The sequence below is a fragment of the Desulfoplanes sp. genome, from assembly GCF_054921335.1.
Genome location: NZ_JBUDSQ010000051.1, coordinates 1 through 19,829, shown reverse-complemented (window position 1 = coordinate 19,829; position 19,829 = coordinate 1). Strand labels below are relative to the sequence as shown.

The 19,829-nt window shown below is 54.2% G+C and carries 23 protein-coding genes; 19 read left to right on the top strand and 4 right to left on the bottom strand.

Annotated elements, in window-relative coordinates; all coding sequences use genetic code 11:
* Positions 1–495: 495 nt before the first annotated feature.
* The 4 genes from moaC to ACY692_RS10660 form a co-directional block, all read right to left on the bottom strand.
* On the bottom strand, positions 496–981 hold the full coding sequence (gene moaC / locus ACY692_RS10675; protein WP_462325350.1) for a cyclic pyranopterin monophosphate synthase MoaC: 486 nt from the start codon (positions 979–981) through the stop codon (positions 496–498).
* Between the two features lie 2 nt (positions 982–983).
* The gene (dnaJ, locus tag ACY692_RS10670) at positions 984–2,105 is read right to left on the bottom strand and encodes a molecular chaperone DnaJ (RefSeq protein WP_462325349.1); all 1,122 of its coding nucleotides are present in this window, start codon (positions 2,103–2,105) and stop codon (positions 984–986) included.
* An 18-nt stretch (positions 2,106–2,123) separates the two neighbouring features.
* Positions 2,124–2,324, bottom strand: a complete 201-nt coding sequence (gene rpoZ / locus ACY692_RS10665) for a DNA-directed RNA polymerase subunit omega (protein ID WP_462325348.1) — start codon at positions 2,322–2,324, stop codon at positions 2,124–2,126.
* Positions 2,325–2,611: 287 nt separating this feature from the next.
* Positions 2,612–2,926, bottom strand: a complete 315-nt coding sequence (locus tag ACY692_RS10660; protein ID WP_462325347.1) for a 4Fe-4S binding protein — start codon at positions 2,924–2,926, stop codon at positions 2,612–2,614.
* 260 nt (positions 2,927–3,186) lie between these two features.
* On the opposite strand from ACY692_RS10660, the gene ACY692_RS10655 reads away from it, so the two are divergent.
* The 19 genes from ACY692_RS10655 (at position 3,187) to ACY692_RS10565 (ending at position 19,666) form a co-directional block, all read left to right on the top strand.
* Positions 3,187–3,960 (top strand): tRNA lysidine(34) synthetase, encoded by a 774-nt coding sequence (locus ACY692_RS10655; protein ID WP_462325346.1) that lies wholly within the window; start codon positions 3,187–3,189, stop codon positions 3,958–3,960.
* Between the two features lie 76 nt (positions 3,961–4,036).
* A complete protein-coding gene (locus ACY692_RS10650) occupies positions 4,037–4,951 on the top strand; it encodes a M23 family metallopeptidase (protein WP_462325345.1) in 915 nt (304 codons plus the stop codon).
* 50 nt (positions 4,952–5,001) lie between these two features.
* Positions 5,002–5,784: a flagellar biosynthetic protein FliR gene (gene fliR / locus ACY692_RS10645; protein ID WP_462325344.1), complete on the top strand. Its 783-nt coding sequence runs from the start codon at positions 5,002–5,004 to the stop codon at positions 5,782–5,784.
* A 63-nt stretch (positions 5,785–5,847) separates the two neighbouring features.
* Positions 5,848–6,909, top strand: a complete 1,062-nt coding sequence (gene flhB / locus ACY692_RS10640) for a flagellar biosynthesis protein FlhB (protein WP_462325343.1) — start codon at positions 5,848–5,850, stop codon at positions 6,907–6,909.
* A 41-nt stretch (positions 6,910–6,950) separates the two neighbouring features.
* On the top strand, positions 6,951–9,053 hold the full coding sequence (flhA, locus tag ACY692_RS10635; protein ID WP_462325342.1) for a flagellar biosynthesis protein FlhA: 2,103 nt from the start codon (positions 6,951–6,953) through the stop codon (positions 9,051–9,053).
* On the top strand, positions 9,043–10,104 hold the full coding sequence (locus ACY692_RS10630; protein WP_462325341.1) for a flagellar biosynthesis protein FlhF: 1,062 nt from the start codon (positions 9,043–9,045) through the stop codon (positions 10,102–10,104). The genes flhA and ACY692_RS10630 overlap by 11 nt, the downstream gene beginning before the upstream one ends.
* Positions 10,105–10,167: 63 nt before the next feature.
* Positions 10,168–10,983 (top strand): MinD/ParA family protein, encoded by an 816-nt coding sequence (locus ACY692_RS10625; protein WP_462325340.1) that lies wholly within the window; start codon positions 10,168–10,170, stop codon positions 10,981–10,983.
* On the top strand, positions 10,976–11,737 hold the full coding sequence (locus tag ACY692_RS10620; protein ID WP_462325339.1) for a FliA/WhiG family RNA polymerase sigma factor: 762 nt from the start codon (positions 10,976–10,978) through the stop codon (positions 11,735–11,737). The genes ACY692_RS10625 and ACY692_RS10620 overlap by 8 nt, the downstream gene beginning before the upstream one ends.
* Before the next feature lie 41 nt (positions 11,738–11,778).
* Positions 11,779–12,159 (top strand): chemotaxis response regulator CheY, encoded by a 381-nt coding sequence (locus tag ACY692_RS10615; RefSeq protein ID WP_462325338.1) that lies wholly within the window; start codon positions 11,779–11,781, stop codon positions 12,157–12,159.
* Positions 12,160–12,280: 121 nt separating this feature from the next.
* A complete protein-coding gene (locus tag ACY692_RS10610) occupies positions 12,281–13,033 on the top strand; it encodes a flagellar basal body-associated FliL family protein (protein WP_462325337.1) in 753 nt (250 codons plus the stop codon).
* A 1-nt stretch (position 13,034) separates the two neighbouring features.
* Entirely contained in the window at positions 13,035–13,346 is a 312-nt protein-coding gene (locus tag ACY692_RS10605) for a hypothetical protein (protein ID WP_462325336.1), read from the top strand.
* 128 nt (positions 13,347–13,474) lie between these two features.
* The gene (locus ACY692_RS10600; protein WP_462325335.1) at positions 13,475–13,891 is read left to right on the top strand and encodes a hypothetical protein; all 417 of its coding nucleotides are present in this window, start codon (positions 13,475–13,477) and stop codon (positions 13,889–13,891) included.
* Positions 13,892–13,894: 3 nt separating this feature from the next.
* Positions 13,895–14,203, top strand: a complete 309-nt coding sequence (locus ACY692_RS10595) for a hypothetical protein (RefSeq protein WP_462325334.1) — start codon at positions 13,895–13,897, stop codon at positions 14,201–14,203.
* Between the two features lie 18 nt (positions 14,204–14,221).
* Positions 14,222–15,184, top strand: a complete 963-nt coding sequence (locus tag ACY692_RS10590) for a tRNA dihydrouridine synthase (RefSeq protein ID WP_462325333.1) — start codon at positions 14,222–14,224, stop codon at positions 15,182–15,184.
* A gap of 64 nt (positions 15,185–15,248) precedes the next feature.
* Positions 15,249–16,100, top strand: coding sequence for a 4-hydroxy-3-methylbut-2-enyl diphosphate reductase (ispH, locus tag ACY692_RS10585; protein ID WP_462325332.1), 852 nt, complete (start codon positions 15,249–15,251; stop codon positions 16,098–16,100).
* A gap of 199 nt (positions 16,101–16,299) precedes the next feature.
* Positions 16,300–16,752 carry a hypothetical protein gene (locus ACY692_RS10580; RefSeq protein WP_462325331.1) on the top strand — a complete coding sequence of 151 codons (453 nt, stop codon included), beginning with the start codon at positions 16,300–16,302 and terminating at the stop codon, positions 16,750–16,752.
* Between the two features lie 31 nt (positions 16,753–16,783).
* Positions 16,784–17,446, top strand: a complete 663-nt coding sequence (locus ACY692_RS10575) for a cobalamin B12-binding domain-containing protein (RefSeq protein WP_462325330.1) — start codon at positions 16,784–16,786, stop codon at positions 17,444–17,446.
* Positions 17,436–18,404 (top strand): GGDEF domain-containing protein, encoded by a 969-nt coding sequence (locus tag ACY692_RS10570; protein WP_462325329.1) that lies wholly within the window; start codon positions 17,436–17,438, stop codon positions 18,402–18,404. Before ACY692_RS10575 ends, ACY692_RS10570 begins: the two co-directional genes overlap by 11 nt.
* Before the next feature lie 89 nt (positions 18,405–18,493).
* Positions 18,494–19,666 carry an HD domain-containing phosphohydrolase gene (locus ACY692_RS10565; RefSeq protein WP_462325328.1) on the top strand — a complete coding sequence of 391 codons (1,173 nt, stop codon included), beginning with the start codon at positions 18,494–18,496 and terminating at the stop codon, positions 19,664–19,666.
* The last annotated feature ends 163 nt before the right edge of the window (positions 19,667–19,829 follow it).

Sequence of the window (19,829 nt, the reverse complement as noted above, 5' to 3'; positions counted from 1 at the left end):
CTGACTACGAATCAGAGGGTCGTAGGTTCGAATCCTGCCGGGCGCACCAAGAAAAAAAAGGACTTACAGTTTTTTGCTGTAAGTCCTTTTTTTTTGATGGGACAAGTGCATTATATTTTTTGCAAGGACCGACGGGGATTCTGGATTTCAGCTCCGCTGGAAGATGGGGAAAAACTCCTGCGTTATTTTTTGAAAAACGGAGTACATTTCTCGAGCAGGGGGGGGAACGACAGGGGGGCGACCCGTAAATAGCACATACGAATCTATCCGGAATGATTGCGTTTATGACTATTTTTACCGGGAATTACTGATACCTGATCAACCATCTGTTGCCATATACTCTTTGATCGATCCTTGGTTTCAAAACTGCAAAGACGGCTCTACACCAAACAGCCCGTCACCACGTATCGAAGATACTACAAAAAAGACCGGGCCATGCGTACACGGCCCGGTCTTTTTTGTTCCTGTAAAAAAAACAAGGATTACGTTGATCTTCTATTTTCCAGCATATTCATACGTCCCGCTTCTGCCGCCACTTTTATGGAGCAGTTTGCAATCGGTAATGAGAATATCCCGCTGTACTGCCTTGCACATGTCATAGATGGTCATGGCCGCACACTGGGCCGCCACCAGGGCCTCCATCTCCACTCCGGTCCCGGCAGTGGTCCTGGCCTCGGCCTGGATATGGATGGTGTTTTTAGCCCCGTCAACCTCGAAACGGACATCGAGGTAGCTCAGGAGCAACGGATGGCACATGGGGATGAGTTCCCATGTCTTCTTGGCCGCCTGGATACCGGCTATCTTGGCGGTCGTCAGGACGTCTCCCTTGGGCAATGCCTCTTGGGACAAAAGATCCATGGTCCGTTCATTGACGATAACGCTCACCCCAACAACGGCTCTACGCAGGGTATCGGGTTTATCCCCCACATCCACCATGGTCACATTGCCGTCCACACCGACATGTGTCAGCCCCTCTTCCATATCTAGTCACCCATGGCCTTTTTGGTTTTTTTCGCTTTCTTGCGGAAGAATCCCTTGACCTTCTCCATAGGTTTTTCCTGCTCGAGTTGCTCGAATTCCGTGAGCAACTCCTCCTGGCGCTTGGACAACCGAGTTGGAGTGAGCACATTGACCTCCACAAGCAAATCTCCCTTCTGTCCATTGTTCAGATAGGGAATGCCCATGGATTTGAGCCGCAACACGGTTCCACTCTGTGTTCCCTTGGGGATGTCCATGGGAACGGGATCATCAAGGGTGGGAACCTCGATACGGACACCAAGGGCCGCCTGCACAAAGGAAATTTCCGCAGAAGTGATCAGGTCCTGGCCATGGCGTTTGAAGACCTTGTCCTCTTCCACGTAGATGACAACATACAGATCACCGTGCGGCCCGCCATTGGCACCGGGCTCTCCCTCACCACGCAGGCGCAGCCGGCTCCCGTTGTCCACCCCTGCAGGAATGCGAACACTGAGTTCCTTGTTCACGTTGATCTGGCCGCGCCCCCGACATTTGGAACACGGATGGGTGATGATCTCTCCACGGCCATGGCATACTGGACAGGCAACGGCTATACGGAAAAATCCCTGGCTCTGGTATACCTGCCCCTGACCGTTACACTGCCGGCAGGTTTCCGCAGATGTTCCGGGCTCTGCACCGGTCCCACCGCATTCGTCACAGGTCTCCCTTTTGGGGATCTTGAGCTTGGCCTCCATTCCCTTGGCCGCTTCACGGAAAGAAATGGTCAGGTTGTATCGCAGATCGGCCCCGGCCTGGGGGCGCGGCCCGCGTCCGGAATGTCCAAAACCAAAAATATCCCCGAAAATATCCCCAAAGGCGCTGAAGACATCCTCGGTGGAACTGAACCCTTCATACCCGTTGTCTCCAAGACCGGCATGGCCGAACTGGTCGTAGCGCTGCCTCTTGGCGTCGTCGCCCAGGACCTCGTAGGCCTCGGCGGCCTCCTTGAACATGGCCTCGGCTTCGGGATCGTCTGGATTGCGATCCGGATGGTATTTCAAGGCCATTTTCCGGTAGGCCTTTTTTATCTCTTCCTTGGGGGCCCCGTTGGCCACCCCGAGTACCTCGTAATAATCCCTCTTGGACATAAATTTCCTTCCTCGTCCTTACTCCGGGTCTGAAGAAGTGGCCGGGCGTACCTTTCCTGCGGCGATTTCCCGCAGGGCAGTGACCACTTCCTTGTTGTCGCATTTGACAAGGGAGCTATACCCCTCGCGATACTGTTTGACCCGTTCAATGGCCATCTGGCAGACCATAAACCTATTATTCACCTTGGCAAGGCAATCCTCGACCGTAATTCTCGCCATTTGACCTCCTTTGGGTCCGGCAAAAAAACAATCGGGCGTCCAGAACCCTGAACACACGATATTTTTAACCAGCGACCCGGCGCGCTGACTTTATTGTTGACGTGGAAAACAAATAAAAATAGGGGGCAGCTCTTTGGATGTCAACCTCTAATCCAACGCCACCCCAGGGGACGGGGCAATTCCCGTGACACCGGCCTAGCCGGGCATTGGAATCGCCGCAGGGTTCCAAGAGCCCCAATGCTCCTGCGCAACCACTCGTCCAGACGGTTAATATGGGGGCGAACCGGTCAACCGGCCGGGGCCTGACAGGCCTCATCAACGGCTATCGTGATAAAGTCGCGTATGTTTGCAGGGCTCAAACCGGGCAGGAAAAGGGCCTCTTTGGGACAGGTGGCCTGGCAGACACCACACCCCTTGCACAGCTTGGGATGAACGAAAACCACATGCTTTCCCGGTCGGTTGCGGTTTGGAAGTATCTCCAGGGCGTTGGTCGGACAGGTGTCCACGCACATGGCACATCCATCACACCGATCCCGATCGACGTGGATGACCTGGCCATCGGAAGCATCGGGGAACTTATCGTCGTTGACAAAAAAAGCCATAACATCTCTCCGGGGTAAAAGGGCAAATGCACCGCTCCCATGGGGGACGGAGATGAGCACGCCACCGTCAGCCCTTTCCGTCTTGTTGGAGGGGATTTTTTTTGACCGGCGGAAAAGCCCATCGGCGCACATCACCAAGCAAGAACCATTCGTTAAGGAGCCAAAAGGCATGCCACATAGCAACCACAGGATTGCTGCCCCATGGTTCGTGGGTACATACATTTCCACGTCAAGAAATAACGAGACATGGACAAAAGTCAATGCCTCCAGTCACTTTTAGGACCATGCAAAAACGTAAAAAACTGCGGTTCGCCCAAAGAACCTGTATCGGCAAAAGCGGTAAACTGGTCCAGCAAACCTCGATGCTCCATAAAGGAGCCCGTGTCGGGATTGCCGTTTCCGGCGGAAAGGACAGCTGGGTCATGCTCCAGGCGCTGCGTATGCGCCAAAGGATCCTGCCCTACCGCTTTGAAATCATGGCCTTGCATCTCAATCCGGGGTTTGATCCGGACGAGCACACACCACTTGCCGAGTGGCTGAAAAAACGCAAGGTCCCGGCACATATCGACCTGACCAACTATGGCCCAAGGGCCCATTCACCGGAAAACACGAAGAACTCTCCCTGTTTTTTCTGTTCCTGGTTCAGGCGCAAACACCTCTTCGATCTCTGCCGGACATACAACCTCACCCACCTCGCCCTCGGACACAATAGCGACGATCTGGTGCAGACGTTCTTCATGAACATCTTCCAGACCGGAAAGGTCAGCGGGCTATCGCCGTGCGAAAGCTATTTTGGCGGCAGCCTGACCCTCATCCGCCCCCTGCTCCTTGTCGACGAAAAAACTATCTCCACAGCGGCCAGACAATGGGGGTTTCCCATAACGGCAACATCCTGCCCGTCGGCCACGACGACAAAACGGACCCAGACAAAAAAATGGATTGAAAACATCACCCAGGACAACCCGACACTGAAAAAGAACATATATAACGGATTGCGGCGGTGGCAGCTTGACGAAACGCTTAGGATTTCATAGCAATCCATGGATATCATTTCAAAATCATACAAAAAAACACTCTACACAGCCAAAAAGCGGATCGGGCCGCCAACCTATGTCCATGATTACCAGTAAATATAAAATAGTCGTCTTTAGCGGATCGGGTGCTACATGCCGGCAGCTATGCTGCCGCGGCTGGATATTTTGCGTTCTTATTCTCTTCATCACGGGACTCGTCGCCTCAAATCTCTATTTCTACAAGGGCTGGTCCGGAAATCGTCATGCCGAGCGTGAACTGGCCGGCCTATCGAAAAGAAACGAGGAGCAACGGACACAGCTCGTCAGCTTCAGCGGCAAAATCCAGCGGCTGGCCAACGAAATCGAGCAGATGCAGGAACTCAACACCAAGATACGTGTCATGGCCAATCTCGACCAGGGCCCGCACAGCGCGAACATAATCAACCGGGGCGGCCCCCATCCCAAAAAAATCAAAAACGATTTTTTGCCACACTACCGTAGTGAACGTCTTGTGAGAAAAATGCATGACTTCATCGACCACCTCAACACCGAGGCCAAACTTGAGGAGATCAAGCAGCAGGAAATCATCTCCTTCATGCTTGAGAAAAAGGATTTGCTGGCCAGAACACCCTCCATATGGCCGACCAAAGGGTGGCTGACCTCCAAGTTCGGCTACCGGCGTTCTCCGTTTACCGGCCGCAGGGAATTCCACAAAGGACTCGACATTTCCGCCCCCACAGGAACTCCTATCCACGCAACAGCCGGTGGAAGAGTGGTCCAGATTAGGAAAGACCACGGGTACGGTAAAAACATTCTGGTCGATCACGGCAACGGGATCGTCACCCGCTATGCCCACCTGCACAAATATGCCGTCAAAAAGGGGGCGCGTGTCAAACGCGGCGAGCTCATTGCCTATGTCGGCAATACCGGGCGCAGCACCGGTCCACACCTGCATTACGAGGTCCGCCTCAACGGTGTCCCCGTCAACCCGTTTAGGTACATCGTTGAGTAGCTCTTTATTCCACGTCTTTCTCTGGTCCATGAATTGCTAGAAGGGTATTCATGGACCTTTTCCATTTCGATCCCGCATCCATATTGAGCTTTTTGCTCACCTTCTTCAGGATCAGCCTGCTCATTTTCCTGCTGCCGTTTTTCGGGGGGGAAGGGGTTCCTAAAATGGTCAAGGGTGCGACCTGCCTGCTCCTTAGCTTCGCATTGTGGCCGACCCTGTCCTTTGAAGGCGTCAGCTTTCCAGGCCATCCCTTTTCCATTGTGCTCATGCTTTTGTCGGAGCTGCTCCTCGGGCTGACCATTGGGCTGGTCGTCAGATTTTTGTTCGCCGCCCTGCAAACAGGTGGAACGATCATTGGTTTCCAGATGGGTTTTTCCATGGTCAACGTTGTCGACCCCGACAGCGGCATGTCTGAATCAGTAGCCTCGCATTTTCTCTATATGATCGCCCTGTTGACCTTCCTTTGCGTCAACGGCCATCTCTATCTTCTGCACGCCCTCTCCTTGAGTTTTAAATTCATCCCCCCCGGTGGAATGGTCATCACCCCGCATATGTACAAAGGGATCCTCGATTTTTCCGGTCAAATTTTTGTTCTGGCGGTCAAGATCGCCGCGCCGGTCATGATCGCCATTTTTCTTGTCGACCTCTCACTGGCCCTGATTTCACGGGCCGCACCGCAGATGAACGTTCTCATCGTCGGATTCCCCATAAAAATAACCGTGGGCTTTTTGTTCCTCGGGATCCTTTTTAGCATCGTCTCCATGCTCATGACCGATTTCGTCACGGCCATCGAACCGACGTACCGAGCCATTCTGGCCCCTGTTCCAAAATAGCGTTCCCTTCCTCCACGCGCCTGTCTGTGTTTGAGCCGAAAAAACCACTGACCATTCCAAGCCATGCCCCAGAGCGATCCGAGCAAAACCGAAAAAGCCACACCCAAACGGCGCGATAAAGCCCGCGAGGAAGGCAATGTACCAAAGAGCCAGGAGCTTTCCAAGGCGGTATTGCTCATGGGCGGCGTATTGGCCCTTTTCCTGACCATCGGCTTCTACTACCGGCAGATGCGCATCCTGATGCACTGGTTTTTCGGCCCCGGAATGGACACGCGATTCACCCCGGAAAACATCTACGAACTCCTGTTCTACGTGAGCAAGGCCCTGGCCTACATGCTCGTGCCCACCCTGCTCTTTTTGGCATTTATCGCCTATCTGGTCATGCGCTTACAGGTGGGGCGGCTGTGGTCATCCAAGGTCCTCAAGCCAAAACTCAAACTGAACATATTTACCGGGATCAAAAAGATTTTTTTCGATATCCAAACCGTTGTCAGGTTGATAAAAAGCGTTCTCATGGCCGCGGCAGTGGCCATCGCCCCCTATATCGTCCTCAAAGCGGAGTTCTTCAAACTCGCCCCGGTGTTCTACAAGTCCCCGGAAGGCATCGCTATCCACATGCTCTCGGTCGGGGCCAAGATGGCCATCTATGCCCTTATTCCCATGACCATCATCGGGATCGGCGATCTCATCTACACACGATGGGATTACGAGGAAAACCTGAAGATGAGCAAGGATGAGGTCAAGGACGAACAAAAACAGTCCGAAGGCGATCCAAAGGTGAAAAACCAGCAGAAACAAAAAATGCTCGCCGTCTCCCAGCAACGGATGATACAAAAGGTGCCCGATGCCGATGTGGTCATCACCAACCCGACCCATCTCGCCCTGGCCATCAAATACAATCCGACCGAGGCTCCGGCCCCGCTCATTCTGGCCAAGGGGGCTGACCATGTGGCCATGCGGATAAGGGAGATCGCCCACGAGAACAACATTCCCATCAGAGAAAACAAACCCCTGGCACGTGCCTTGTATAAGAGTGTGGAAGTAGGCGACATGATTCCCGAAGAAATGTTCCAGGCCGTGGCGGGAATCCTTGCCCAGGTATTCAATACCAACAAGCGCAAGTGATCTTGCGGAACAAAAACCGGACAATATAGGGCGTCAAATATATGGCAACAGCAAAGACATCCTTTTCATTCGATTATTCGAAGTTCGCCAAACAGGGCGATGTTATGCTTGCCGGCGGGGTGGTGGTCATCCTTTTCGTCATGCTCATCCCCATGCCGACAATCGTCCTCGATGTCCTGCTCGCCTTCAATATTTCTTTCGGACTCGTCATTCTTGTCACGGCCATGTTTCTGAAATCGCCCCTCGAATTTTCCATCTTTCCGTCCCTGCTCCTTGTAACAACACTTCTCCGCCTCGGGCTGAACATCGCCACGACCAGGGTGATCCTTCTGCACGGCGGGGAAGGCACCGCGGCCGCCGGCAAGGTCATCCAGGCCTTTGGACAATTCGTGGTCGGCGGCAACTATGTTGTCGGTGTGGTCATCTTCCTCATTTTGTTCGCCCTGAACAAGATGGTCATCACCAAAGGTACGACAAGGATCGCCGAGGTAGCGGCCAGGTTCACGCTCGACGCCATGCCCGGCAAGCAGATGTCCATCGAGGCCGATCTGAACTCCGGACTCATCGACGAGGAACAGGCCAAGAACCAACGCAACGACATGCGCCGGGAGGCGGATTTCTACGGGGCCATGGACGGTGCCGGAAAATTCGTCGAAGGGGATGTCATGGCCGGAATACTCATCACGGCGATCAACATCATCGGCGGACTTTTCATCGGTGTCCTGCAGCAGGACATGTCCTGGATGGAGGCTGCACAGACATATACATTGTTGACCATCGGTGACGGACTCGTCTCGACAATTCCTTCGATCATCATCTCCACATCGGCAGGTATCATTGTCAGCCGGGCGGCTGCCGAAGCCAAGATGGGCGAGGAATTCATCGCCCAGTTGACCTACCAGCCCAGGGCATTGCGCCTGGTCGCCTCCGTCCTGCTCCTTTTCGCCCTGATCCCGGGCATGCCCACCCTGGCCTTTCTGATCATTTCAGCGGCCCTCTTCGGTCTGGCCCAACTCGGCCCGAGCGCAAAGGACGATCAGGAAGCCCAGGCCAAGGAAAAGGCACAGGCCAAGCCAAGTCTGGACAGCCCCGAAGAGGTCAAGTCACTGCTCCCCCTCGACCTCATGGAGCTCGAGGTCGGCTACGGACTCATTCCTCTCGTGGATGAAGAGCAAAACGGGAATCTGCTCTCGAGAATCCGTTCCATCAGACGCCAATTCGCCCTGGATATGGGTGTGATCATTCCCTCGCTGCATCTCAGGGACAATCTGGAACTAAAGCCCGGCGAATATGCACTGCTCGTCAAGGGCAACCGGGTCGGCCAGGCAGAGATCCTCATCGACCATCTCCTGGCCATGGATCCCGGCGATGCCAAGCACAAAATCAAGGGCGTGGAAACCTTGGAACCGGCCTTCAACCTTCCCGCGGTTTGGGTACCCGAGGCCCGTAAGGAAGAGGCCATGGTCGCCGGATACACCGTAGTCGACCCATCGACGGTCATCGCCACCCATCTAACAGAGATATTCAGGCGCAACCTGCACGAGTTCCTGGGACGCCAGGAGGTCCAGACCCTGCTCGACAATCTCGCCCAGCGATCGCCCAAGGTCGTCGAGGAACTCGTACCCAACATCCTGACCCTTGGATCCGTGCAGAAAGTCCTGCAAAACCTGGTACGGGAAAACATCTCCATCAGGGACATGCTGACCATCGCCGAGGCCCTGGCCGACTACGGCCAATCGATAAAGGACCCCGACCAACTGACGGAATTCGTGCGCCAACGCCTCTCAAGAACCATCGTCCGTCCCTACCTCGGGGAACAAAGCGGAGCACTGCACATCCTGACCCTTGGTCCGGACATCGAACAGGAATTCCAGTCGAGCCTTCGCCAGACGGACCAGGGAACATTCCTGGCCATGGAACCGGGAACGGCCCAGGCGGTCATCCAGGCGATCAACCAGGCCGCAGAGAACACGGTCGTCGCAGACGGCCAGCCGGTCCTTTTGACAAGCCCGGCCGTGCGTCCACACCTGGCCCAGCTCGTTACCAGATTCATCCCGACCCTTCCGGTCCTTTCCCAGGCCGAAATCCCGGCGGATATCCGTCTTGAATCCATTGCAACCGTGAGTCTGAAGAATGCACGTTAAAACCTTTCAGGGCACAACCAACAGCGCGGTCATGGCCAAGATCAAAAACGATCTCGGGCCCGATGCGGTCATCTTGAGCACCCAGACCAAAACGGTCGGTGGGCGCAAGATCTGCGAGGTCATGGCCGCCCTTGAAAGCGACATGCCCGCCAACGAGCAGCCCACCAACAATCCCCCGCCCGCACAGGGAAATATGGACTGGCAGGCCATGCAGCGGGAATGGGCGGAGCTGCGCGAACAGTGTTTAAGCGTCCTCCGCCCCAAAATGGACCTCGACCAGCTCCCCTCGAAACAGAGGCAGGTGATCCAGTACCTTGAAAAGGAGGGGGTGTCCTCCCATTGTCTGTTCACCATTTGGAAACGGCTTGTCGAGGACGTGAAAAGGTCCCCACTGCATGTGCTCGGCGGTATCATGAAAACCAACGCATGGATGGACTCCGATGCGAGCGGCACCATCCACGCCCTGGCAGGACCCTATGGGTGCGGCAAGACAAGCACGCTCTTGCGCATCGCCCTGGCCATGAAACGGAACACTCCGTCGGCGAAAATCTGCATTGCCAACGGGGACCACTATCACGGCAAGGGACGACTTTTCCTGAAACACTATGCAGACATCTCGGGATTCTTCTATCAGGATTTGAAGACGGACAGAGATTGGGAACAACTTGTCGCCCGGAAAAACGACTACGACAGGATACTCGTCGACCTGCCGGGGCTGTCGAGCACGGAGACACTGTCCAACTGGATGGAGGCGGAATGTCCGGGCATAGCAAGGAGTATTCGGTTCCATCTCGTTTTGAGTCCCCTCTACGCAAGGAACCAGCAGGACGCTTTTGTCAAGCGCTTCCAGACCCCCGGCACCATGAGCATCATCTGGACGAAACTCGACGAAGCATGTACCTATGGGGACCTTGTGAACCAAAGTTTTACCACGGGATTACCCATTTCGCTCCTCGCCTTTGGACCCGGGCTCAGGAACACTACAGCCAAGGCCTCGAACGAGGATGTCTGGCGTCTCCTTTTCAAACACCAACTCCCAACGGTCCGGTGACCGTTTCCCGTCGACCGAACGGAACACGCAGGCATCTGACAACACGCACAAGGACAATCTGACATGAACGGCAATCTCCCCCTGGTATTCTCCGTGACCTCCGGCAAGGGCGGCGTCGGCAAGACCAATATTTCGGTCAACCTGGCCTATCAGCTCCAAAAACTCGGCAAACGTGTCATACTCCTCGACGCGGATCTGGGGCTGGCCAATGTGGACGTCATCCTTGGCCTTGCTCCCGAACACAACCTCTTCCACCTCTTTCACGAACAGACCCCGCTCGACAAAATCCTTTTCAAGACCACGTACGGGTTCTCCATCCTGCCCGCGGCATCCGGAGTGAGTTCCATGCTCTCGCTTTCCACGGGACAAAAGCTCGAACTCCTCGAATCCATGGACTATCTTGAGGAGACCACCGACTTTCTCATCGTGGACACCGGCGCGGGGATCAACGACAACGTCCTGTACTTCAACCTTGCGGTGCAGGAACGTCTTGTGATCCTGACCCCCGAGCCGACCTCATTGACGGACGCCTACGCCTTGATCAAGGTCCTGAAACTCAGCCATGGCGTCGAACATTTCCGGGTCCTCGTGAACATGGTTTCGGACCAGAAAGAGGCCAAAAATGTCTTTGCCAAGCTCTACGAGGCGTGTGATCATTTTTTAAGTGGGGTCTCCCTGGATTTTCTAGGCTACATACCACTTGATCAAGTGGTCAGAAAAGCGGTAACGGATCAGATTCCTTTTTCGGAATCCGCGCCGAACAGCGAGGCCGCCAAACACATCTCCCAAGCGGCCAAACGGATCACCGGTTGGGAACGACCACAAAAACTCGATGGCAACATAAAATTCTTCTGGAAAAAACTCCTTTTCAATGAATAAACCCTGGGCCGTTCTTGAAGAACAGCGCATCCCCTTTGCCGATCTCGATCCCGGAACCCAAAAAGAGATAGTCAGCGTTTACGGGTTGAAGATCAAGATCCAGGCCTTGCGTCTCAAGGCGAAACTCCCGACGCACATCGATCCCGAGGAACTCATGAGCGCGGGGTCGCTTGGACTCATGGAGGCCTTGTACAAATACGACCCGGACTCGAATACCCATTTCGAGACATATGCCGACACCCGCATCAAGGGGGCCATGCTCGACGAACTCCGCAAGATGGATTGGCTCTCCCGAGGAATGCGCCAAAAAATCAAAAAAATCGAAGCGGCCATGCAGGGCCAGGAGCGCCGCTACGGAACCATCCCCTCCAACACCAAGATTGCCGCTTTGACGGGATTTACCAAGGACGAGGTGGAACAATGCAGAGAGGCACTGGAAAACCAGTTCTGCCTCAATATCGATGCGTTGGAGGAAACGACACGTTTTGCGACCCTGAAAGACCCCTTCGAGCACCCCTACGAGAAAACGGCCACAAACGAGATCATTGACAAATTGGCCCATCTCATTGAACAATTATCTAAACGGGAAATACTCGTTTTGTCCCTGTACTACGCCGAAGAATTGAACATGCGCGAGGCCGCGGAGGTTCTTGGGGTGACAGAGGGCAGGATTTCACAGCTGCATTCGCAGGCAATCACAAAGCTGAGAAAAAAATTCATAGCGGACCACGGACGGATGGCTACCGATCCGTGACCCAATAACCTTTTGTATATGAGAATCAGGGAGTAGATGAGATGGCAACCGACACCACCATGCGCGTCCTTGTCGTGGACGATTTTTCCACCATGCGTAGGATCATCAAAAATATTCTGCGCCAGCTCGGCTTCAACAATATCGTCGAAGCCGACGATGGTTCCACGGCGTGGGACACACTGAACAAGGACAAGATCGATTTTGTCATCAGCGACTGGAACATGCCGATAATGAGCGGGATCGAATTGCTCAAAAAAGTCCGCTCGAGCGAGGAGTTTTCCGACCTTCCCTTTTTGATGGTCACCGCGGAAGCGCAGCAGGAAAACATCATCGAAGCCGTGCAGGCCAAGGTTTCGAACTATATCGTCAAACCTTTCACGGCAGAAACCCTGGGACAGAAGATCGACAAAATCTTCGCCTAACAACGCCTTGAGGGTCCCCCACCTATTTCTGTACCCATGCCCGTGGAGAGCGGGGACCCTCTTACGTTAGATACTCCTCCCACCTCTCAAGAGCAAACACCTGGGAGTATTTTGCACAACCATGGCAAAAAAAAAGGACACGACCCTCGAACAGGCGCCGGAAGCCATCGATCCCGACTCCAAGGAAGAGAACGCCGACAAGGCCAATCTGGATGGGGGAGAGATCGGTTCGGAGCTGTCCAGGGCGGCAGCAAAGGTCGAACTCGACCTTGATGACGCAATTTTTCTTGACGAGGAGGAAGAGGAGGAGTCCGAAGATAGTAGCCCCCCACCGGACAAGGCGGAGTCCTCCGAAAAAAAAGAAAAAGCAGCCAAAAAATTAACGGGATTTTCCCTGTGGCGATCAAAAAAGATCCTCTTCATCGCCATCCCCTTTCTTCTCGGAGTGGCCGCGACCCTTGCCTGGGTCATGCTCAAACCAGAGCCCGGACCGCCCCCTCCCGAGCAACCCGCCCAAGAAGAAGCCCCCCCGCAGCGCCAAGAAGTCGCCCCCCCTCCGCCTGTGGAGTTGACTGGATTTACGATCTCTCTCGATCCTTTTTGGGTGGAACACGAGACAAACGGAACCTACCGTTTCCTGTCCTGCCAGTTTGCCTTTCCCGTCAAAGGGGATGTCCTCAAACACGAAATCAACAAGAAACGGATCATCCTGCGTGATGCCGTATATTATTATCTCCGGAACAAGGATCTGCTCTTTTTGCGTGACAAGAACAACGTAGAAAAGCTCAAAAAGGATCTCCTCGAAATCATCAATCAGTATCTCGGAAACGGCCAGATCGAGGAAATACTGATCCAGGACTACAGGGTGGAATGATATGGGGGCCTTTGTCAATTTACCGGTTATGCTCAACCAGGCACCCCATGTTCAGAAAGTGCAACATGGGGAACAATCCCATCCCGAGCAGCAGCAGGTCCTGACTGGCCAGGAAACGGTTGAAAAACAAAAACGCGAACAAAGCTCCGTGCCCAAAGCGACCAAAGGCGAGGGAGGGCTGAGCGTAAAAAAAGACAACAAGGAAAACACCGGCCAATCTTTTTCCCAGGAACAAAAAAAGGAACCGGAAGCGCAGGAGGAAGAACAAACGAGCCCTACGGGAAGTGGGCGGATTATCAATCTGACCGTCTAGACATACCTGCGGCCGGGTTCTACCCTCTTTTTTTCGGACACCGTGCCTCGGCCTCCACCGAACACACCCAGCCGCCAATGACCGCGCGTACAAGCGCACTCAACCCTTACTCCCCAACAAAGATACCCATGTCTTCTTTCCAGTGGCTCATCGCCTTTTCCGGTGTTTTGGAGATCGTGCTCATTTCGGTCGTGGCCGTGATGTTCATCAAATTGCGCAAGTCCGAATCCCTTATCCTCCAACTCCAGACCAAACAGGAAGAGTTCCTTTCGCGGCTCGATTTCAACGCCAAGCTCGAACAAGAACTCGTGGCCAACTTCGAGGAACGCCAAAAAATTCTTTCAAGCCTCGATGCCCGTCTCGAGCGCAGGGCCAATACCCTGCAGGGTCTCCTCGAACAGGCCGATGCCTTTGCCCAATCGCCGGTATTTCTGAAACAGACCATCCTCAAGGGGTACCGGCACGGACAATCCATAGAAGCGCTTGCCCGATCGACCGGATTGAGCATCGAAGAGGTCGAGGTGATCATCGATCAGGAGCAATAAGCCATGCGCATAAAAAGGCACAAAAACTCCAACCAATCCGACCGCCCCCGGCAGGAAACACCCCCCCAGAGAGAGTTCAGATCGACATACCGGCTCGGGGATCTCATTCTGGCCAAGATCGTCGAATACCAATCCGAGAACATGGCCTGGGTGACCATTGCCGACCTGCGCGTGCTGGCAAAGCTCAAACGACACTACCGCGTGGGCACGGAGATCTTTCTGATGGTTTCCGCCCTCTACCCGGAGATCATCCTCCAGGAAGCCACCGGCGATACCGAAAACATAGCCCAGGGGATCCACCTGATCGTCTGATCCCATCTCCCCCCCAAAATGACCACATCCGGCCTCCCCATCTCTCCCGACACCCCATGGCTCGCCCCCCTGGCGGGGTTTTCCGATCTTCCTTTCAGGCTGTTGTGCCGAGCATACGGTGCGTCTGTCGCCTGTACGGAGATGGTCAGCGCCAAGGGCCTTGTCTATGACAGCAAAGGAACAAGGGATCTCTTGGCGGCAACGCCCGACGATTCCCCCCTGGTCGTCCAGCTCTTTGGATCACAGCCGGAATATATCGCAAGGGCCATGGACATTCTGCTCGATATGGGGGTGCGCTACTTCGACCTCAACTGCGGGTGTTCTGTAAGAAAAGTGGTCAAGACAGGGGCGGGCGCGGCCCTTTTGAAAACCCCGGACGAACTGCCTAGACTTGTGGAAATCATGGCCACCAAGGCAGGCGAGGGGAACAGCGGGGTCAAGATCCGTTCGGGCTGGTCCGGGGATGAAAAACTGATCGGGACACTCGGGCCACGCCTCGAACGGGCCGGAGCGGGCTGGATCACCCTACATCCACGCTCGGCACGACAAGGATTTTCAGGGACCGCGCATTGGGAGGATCTCTCGCTTTTGAAAAAGTCGGTATCCGTTCCGGTCATTGCAAGCGGGGACCTGCTCGGGGCGGAAGACGCGGTGCGCTGCCTGGAGCAAACAGGTGCGGATGCGGTCATGTTTGCCAGGGGAGCATTGAACGATCCAGGAATTTTCAAACGTTTTCTCGGGCTGGTGCACAAAACCCCGGCACCTGAAAAATCCCCGACCGAGCTTGTCGGCATGATCAAAAAATTTATGGAACTCACCTGCCGACACGGGGATGAGAAAAAAGCGCTTTTGCGCATGCGCACCCTGGCCCCCCGCTTTGTCAAGGGATTCCCGGGATCACGCTCGGCCAGGGCTCGGCTGTGCACATGCAGAACATGGGAAGAATTTGCCAGGGGGATCGAGGAGATCGCCTCCCGGTAACGGCCGGTGCACCCGGTTGCCTAAATGTTTACCCGGTCATACGAACCACCAAGGACGAACAACAATGAAAAACATAGTTCTGGCCCAAACGGCCGGATTCTGCATGGGGGTGGCACTCGCCCTCAAAAAACTCGACCAGGCCATAGATGAAAAAAAGGACCACCAAAACATCTCCACCCAGGGCCCGATCATCCACAACCCGCAGGTTCTCGCCCATTACCGGGAAAAAGGGGTTTTTGAAAACACATCGACGGAAAACCCGGGCCCGCATTCTGTGGTGGTCATACGGGCCCACGGCATCCCTCTCGGCGTACAGCGCGGCATTGAAAACACGGGTGCCACAATCGTCGATGCCACCTGCCCCAAGGTAAAAAAGGCCCAGATGCTCATCGGCAAACATTCAAACATGGGCCGACGGCTGCTCCTTTTCGGGGAAAAAGACCATCCCGAGGTAAAAGGGCTCGTCAGCTACGCAAACGACGACTATACCGTGTTCGAAGACACTCAAGAGCTCGAAAAAATCATGGGCTCCCTGCCCAAGAATTGCTTTCTGGCCGCGCAAACGACCCAGGACAGGCAGGAATTCGAAGAGATCACCCAACACCTCGAACAAATACTGGGAGCCTTTCCGGTCGTGGACACCATATGCATGGCCACCAAAGAACGGCAGCAAGAGGCCATATCCATTGCCGGAGATGTCGACTACATGGTCGTCGTCGGCGGCATGAACAGCGGCAACACCCGAAGACTCGCCCAGGTTGCCTCGGCCACGGGAACACCATGCTGCCATGTGGAAACAAAAGATGCGTTGCCCATCGACGAGCTCGGAACCTGCACGACCATCGGACTGACCGCAGGGGCCTCCACCCCTGAAGAGGTGATTAACGGGGTGTATTCTTTCTTACACCACCTCTGAAATCGGGAAATCGGTGTATTGCATCCACCACGGCTCGCAACGAGGGCGGGACATCTTATTCCCATCCACTCCCCGGTTTTACGTGAGTGCGTCACTTCCCTTGCCCTGCCCTTTTACACTGTGCTACCTAAAATACCCCACGGGCCCCACAAGAGCTACACTCTTATCACAACCATGTAAAAAGCCCCGGAGAAAACCTATGCATGAACAGCTGTTAGCATCGGCCGGCAAACTTTCCCAACCCCCCAGAGCGGTGGCCGAAGAATTTGCCGCCATACGGGATGAACTCGCCGAACGGGGGAACACGATTTTGGATGCACGGGATGATCTGCAGCGGCTCATCGGCCAGGGCAACAAGCAAATGGCGCGGGATAACAACAGAAATTTTGCCAGATTCATGCAAGCCCAGTTCACGCACTACAACCCAGAGGCCATGGTCAATACGATATTGTGGGTATTTAGGGCATACCGATCCCACGGGTTCAAGACAACATACTGGGCCGCCAACCTGAACATTTGGGTAGACCTGCTGCGCGGTGGACTCTCTCAGCAATCTTTCGACGCCATTTATCCCTTTTATGACTGGATGATCGTGAATATTCCTCTGTTCACCGCGTTGACCGACCAATCCTCTTCCGGCACGATAAAATAATAGGTCGAAAATCAAAGCCCGAGGTACCCCCATGCTGCCATCCTTGATACCCCCAGGAGTTTATCGGGACTACCTGCACATGTTGCTAAAGGGGAACCGTGCCGGATGTAACCGAGTGGTCAACCAGCTCATGGAGCAAAATATTCCACTCAAAACCCTGTACGAGGATCTTTTCAGGGCCAGTCTGTATCATATTGGTGAACTCTGGGAAAAAAACAGGATATCCGTTGCCAGAGAACATCTGGCGACTTCGATCACCGAAACACTGATGACGGGGGTCTATCCACTGTTGTTTGACGAGCGGATAGAACCCAAAGGCAGGGCGGTCATTTCCTGCACGGCCAATGAACTCCACCAGGTTGGCGGTAAAATGGCCGCGGACATTCTCGAAATCAACGGATGGGATACCCACTTTCTTGGGGCGAACACCCCTGTAGACCAATTGATTGCCCATCTGGACGAAACCACCCCCGATCTGCTCGGCCTTTCCCTGAGCATCTACTTTGGGCTGCCCGAACTTGAAAAAACCATTCAAGCCGTCCAGCACCACTACCCCGGCCTCGATATCTTCGCTGGTGGGCAGGCCTTCCGCTGGGGCGGCCAAGAGATCCTCGACCATTATCGAACCACCAGCTACATCCCGACCCTGGATATTCTGGAGACCGAAATCACGGGAAAACACCATGGATCTTGACCGACAGCATCAAGCGGATATCGTCGCATACATCGGGTCGAAAGCCTATGTACTGTGCATGCTCCTCTCCCCTGACGGCAAGATCAAGAGTATAAACGCATTTGCCGAAAAGACCTTCGGGCCCGGGATCATCGGCCAGCCGTTCAAAAAAATCCTCCTCGATTTCTCTGGTGATTTCGACATGGAGACAATGAAGACCGGTTGGCAAAAGGGGTATATGCAGAGCGTGGATACCCTCGACGGTCAACCGAGAACATTTGTGTTTTACTGCTACCCCGGACGGAACGACCTCCTGCTTTTGGCCCACGAAAACAGCGACGAACTGGAGATGCTCGGCCAGGCATTGGTGGAGGCCAATCGGGACCTAAGCAACATAAGCCGGGAGCTGAACGCCAAGAACCGGGACCTCAAACGGGCGAACAGTAGGATCCTTGAACTCACTCGAAAAGATCCCCTGACCAACCTGGCCAACAGAAGGCATTTCGACGAACGCGCACAAGAGACGGTCTCCCTGGCCCAACGCAACAAGGGGGCCGTTTCCCTCATCATGACGGATATCGACCACTTCAAACGGGTCAACGACTCGTTCGGCCATGATGCCGGCGACTGGGTCCTTAAGGGGTACGCCGACCTCATGCAAGAAACCACGCGCAACGAGGATCTGGTAGCCCGGTATGGGGGCGAGGAGTTCATCATTCTCCTGCCATTTACGGGCACCCCCCAGGCGTTCAACCTCGCCGAACGGATACGCACTCGACTCGCCGACTCCGATTTTCTGGCCAACAACTACTCGGTGACCGCAAGTTTCGGCCTGGCCGAACACACCCCCGGTGATTCCATTGAGCAGACAATCAAACGTGCCGACGACGCCCTCTATCGGGCCAAAGATACCGGACGCAACCAAGTTGTGGTGGCAGATACTATCCATCCCCCTCCATCACCCGAAAGAAGGTGCTGACACATCGGTCGATCCATGGATGTTTGACCAGCGTATTTAACAACCACCCCCACGACATCAATCACCATCCAAAAAACATGAAATAATCAATGGAAAAGAAAAAGATCCTGTTCGTCGATGACGACACGAATATCCTTTCGACATTTAAGAGAATTTTCAGGTCGAAATACATAGTGGATACAGCCGTAGGACCCGTCAACGGCCTGCATAAACTGAACGCATTTGGCCCGTATTGTGTCGTTGTCGCGGACATGAAAATGCCTAAAATGGACGGCATCGAGTTTTTACACCGGGTCAAAGAGGTCTTCCCGGATACGGTGAGGATCATGCTCACGGGGTATGCGGATACGGAAGTGGCAGTGAATGCGATAAACAACGGTGAAATATTCCGCTTTTTGAACAAGCCATGCAGTCAGACCGAGATGCTAAAGGCCCTTGAAGCGGCCGTTGCCCATCATGAACTCCTGGTCAGCGAAAGAGAACTCCTTGAAAAGACGCTCACGGGAACGGTCGAAGTGCTCATGGAACTCATCAGTCTGACAAGCCCCACCATCATGGGCCGGATCATGCGTATCAAGCGCCATGTCAGCAACTTGGCCATGCATCTCAAGCAAACCGACATATGGATGTACGAAACCGCAGCCATGCTGTCACAAATCGGGTGCATCACCATGGATGATGCGTTGCTCAAAAAAATCGATGCCGGCAAAAAACTCACGGCAGAAGACCACAAGGCCTTCAACCAGCATGTCCTGGTGGCCGCCGATATCGTCCGCAAAATCCCCAGAATGGACCAAGTGGCGGAAATCATCACCTACCAACATAAATCTTTCGATGGCCAGGGATATCCCCTGGATGACGTCAAGGGTGGAGATATTCCCCTTGGCTCAAGGATACTGCGTATTGCCATAGACTTTGATAGGTACGTCGCCCAAGACATGAGCTACAAGGCTGCATTGGTAAAAATGAAGGAACAGCTACACCGCTATGATATCGACATCTTCAGATCCTTCATCCAGGTGCTCCAAATGGAGGAAAAATATTCTTCGGACAGTCTGACACTTGATCACATCCATCCCGGAATGATACTTTTAGAAGATATCATCGGGCTCAACGGAACAACCCTGCTCAAAAAAGGCAGTGAAATAACCGAAGGTATAGCAACAAAACTACACAAGCTCGAGCAAATAGTGGGAATAAAACAGCCCATCGAGGTCATGGTCCCGCCGGCATTGGCCCAATCAAGCGGACCGGAACCATAGACGCGGCATCCAGGTGGTCCACGGTCTCATGTCGTGCCCTCCAGGACGGATGCTCGGACTTCCCCACACCCATCCCGGTGATCATTTTACCACGCGAGACGTCGTGACCTAGTACACAGTAAATCCTAATTCTTCGTATTTGCAAAGCCTGGGAGCGCCGACG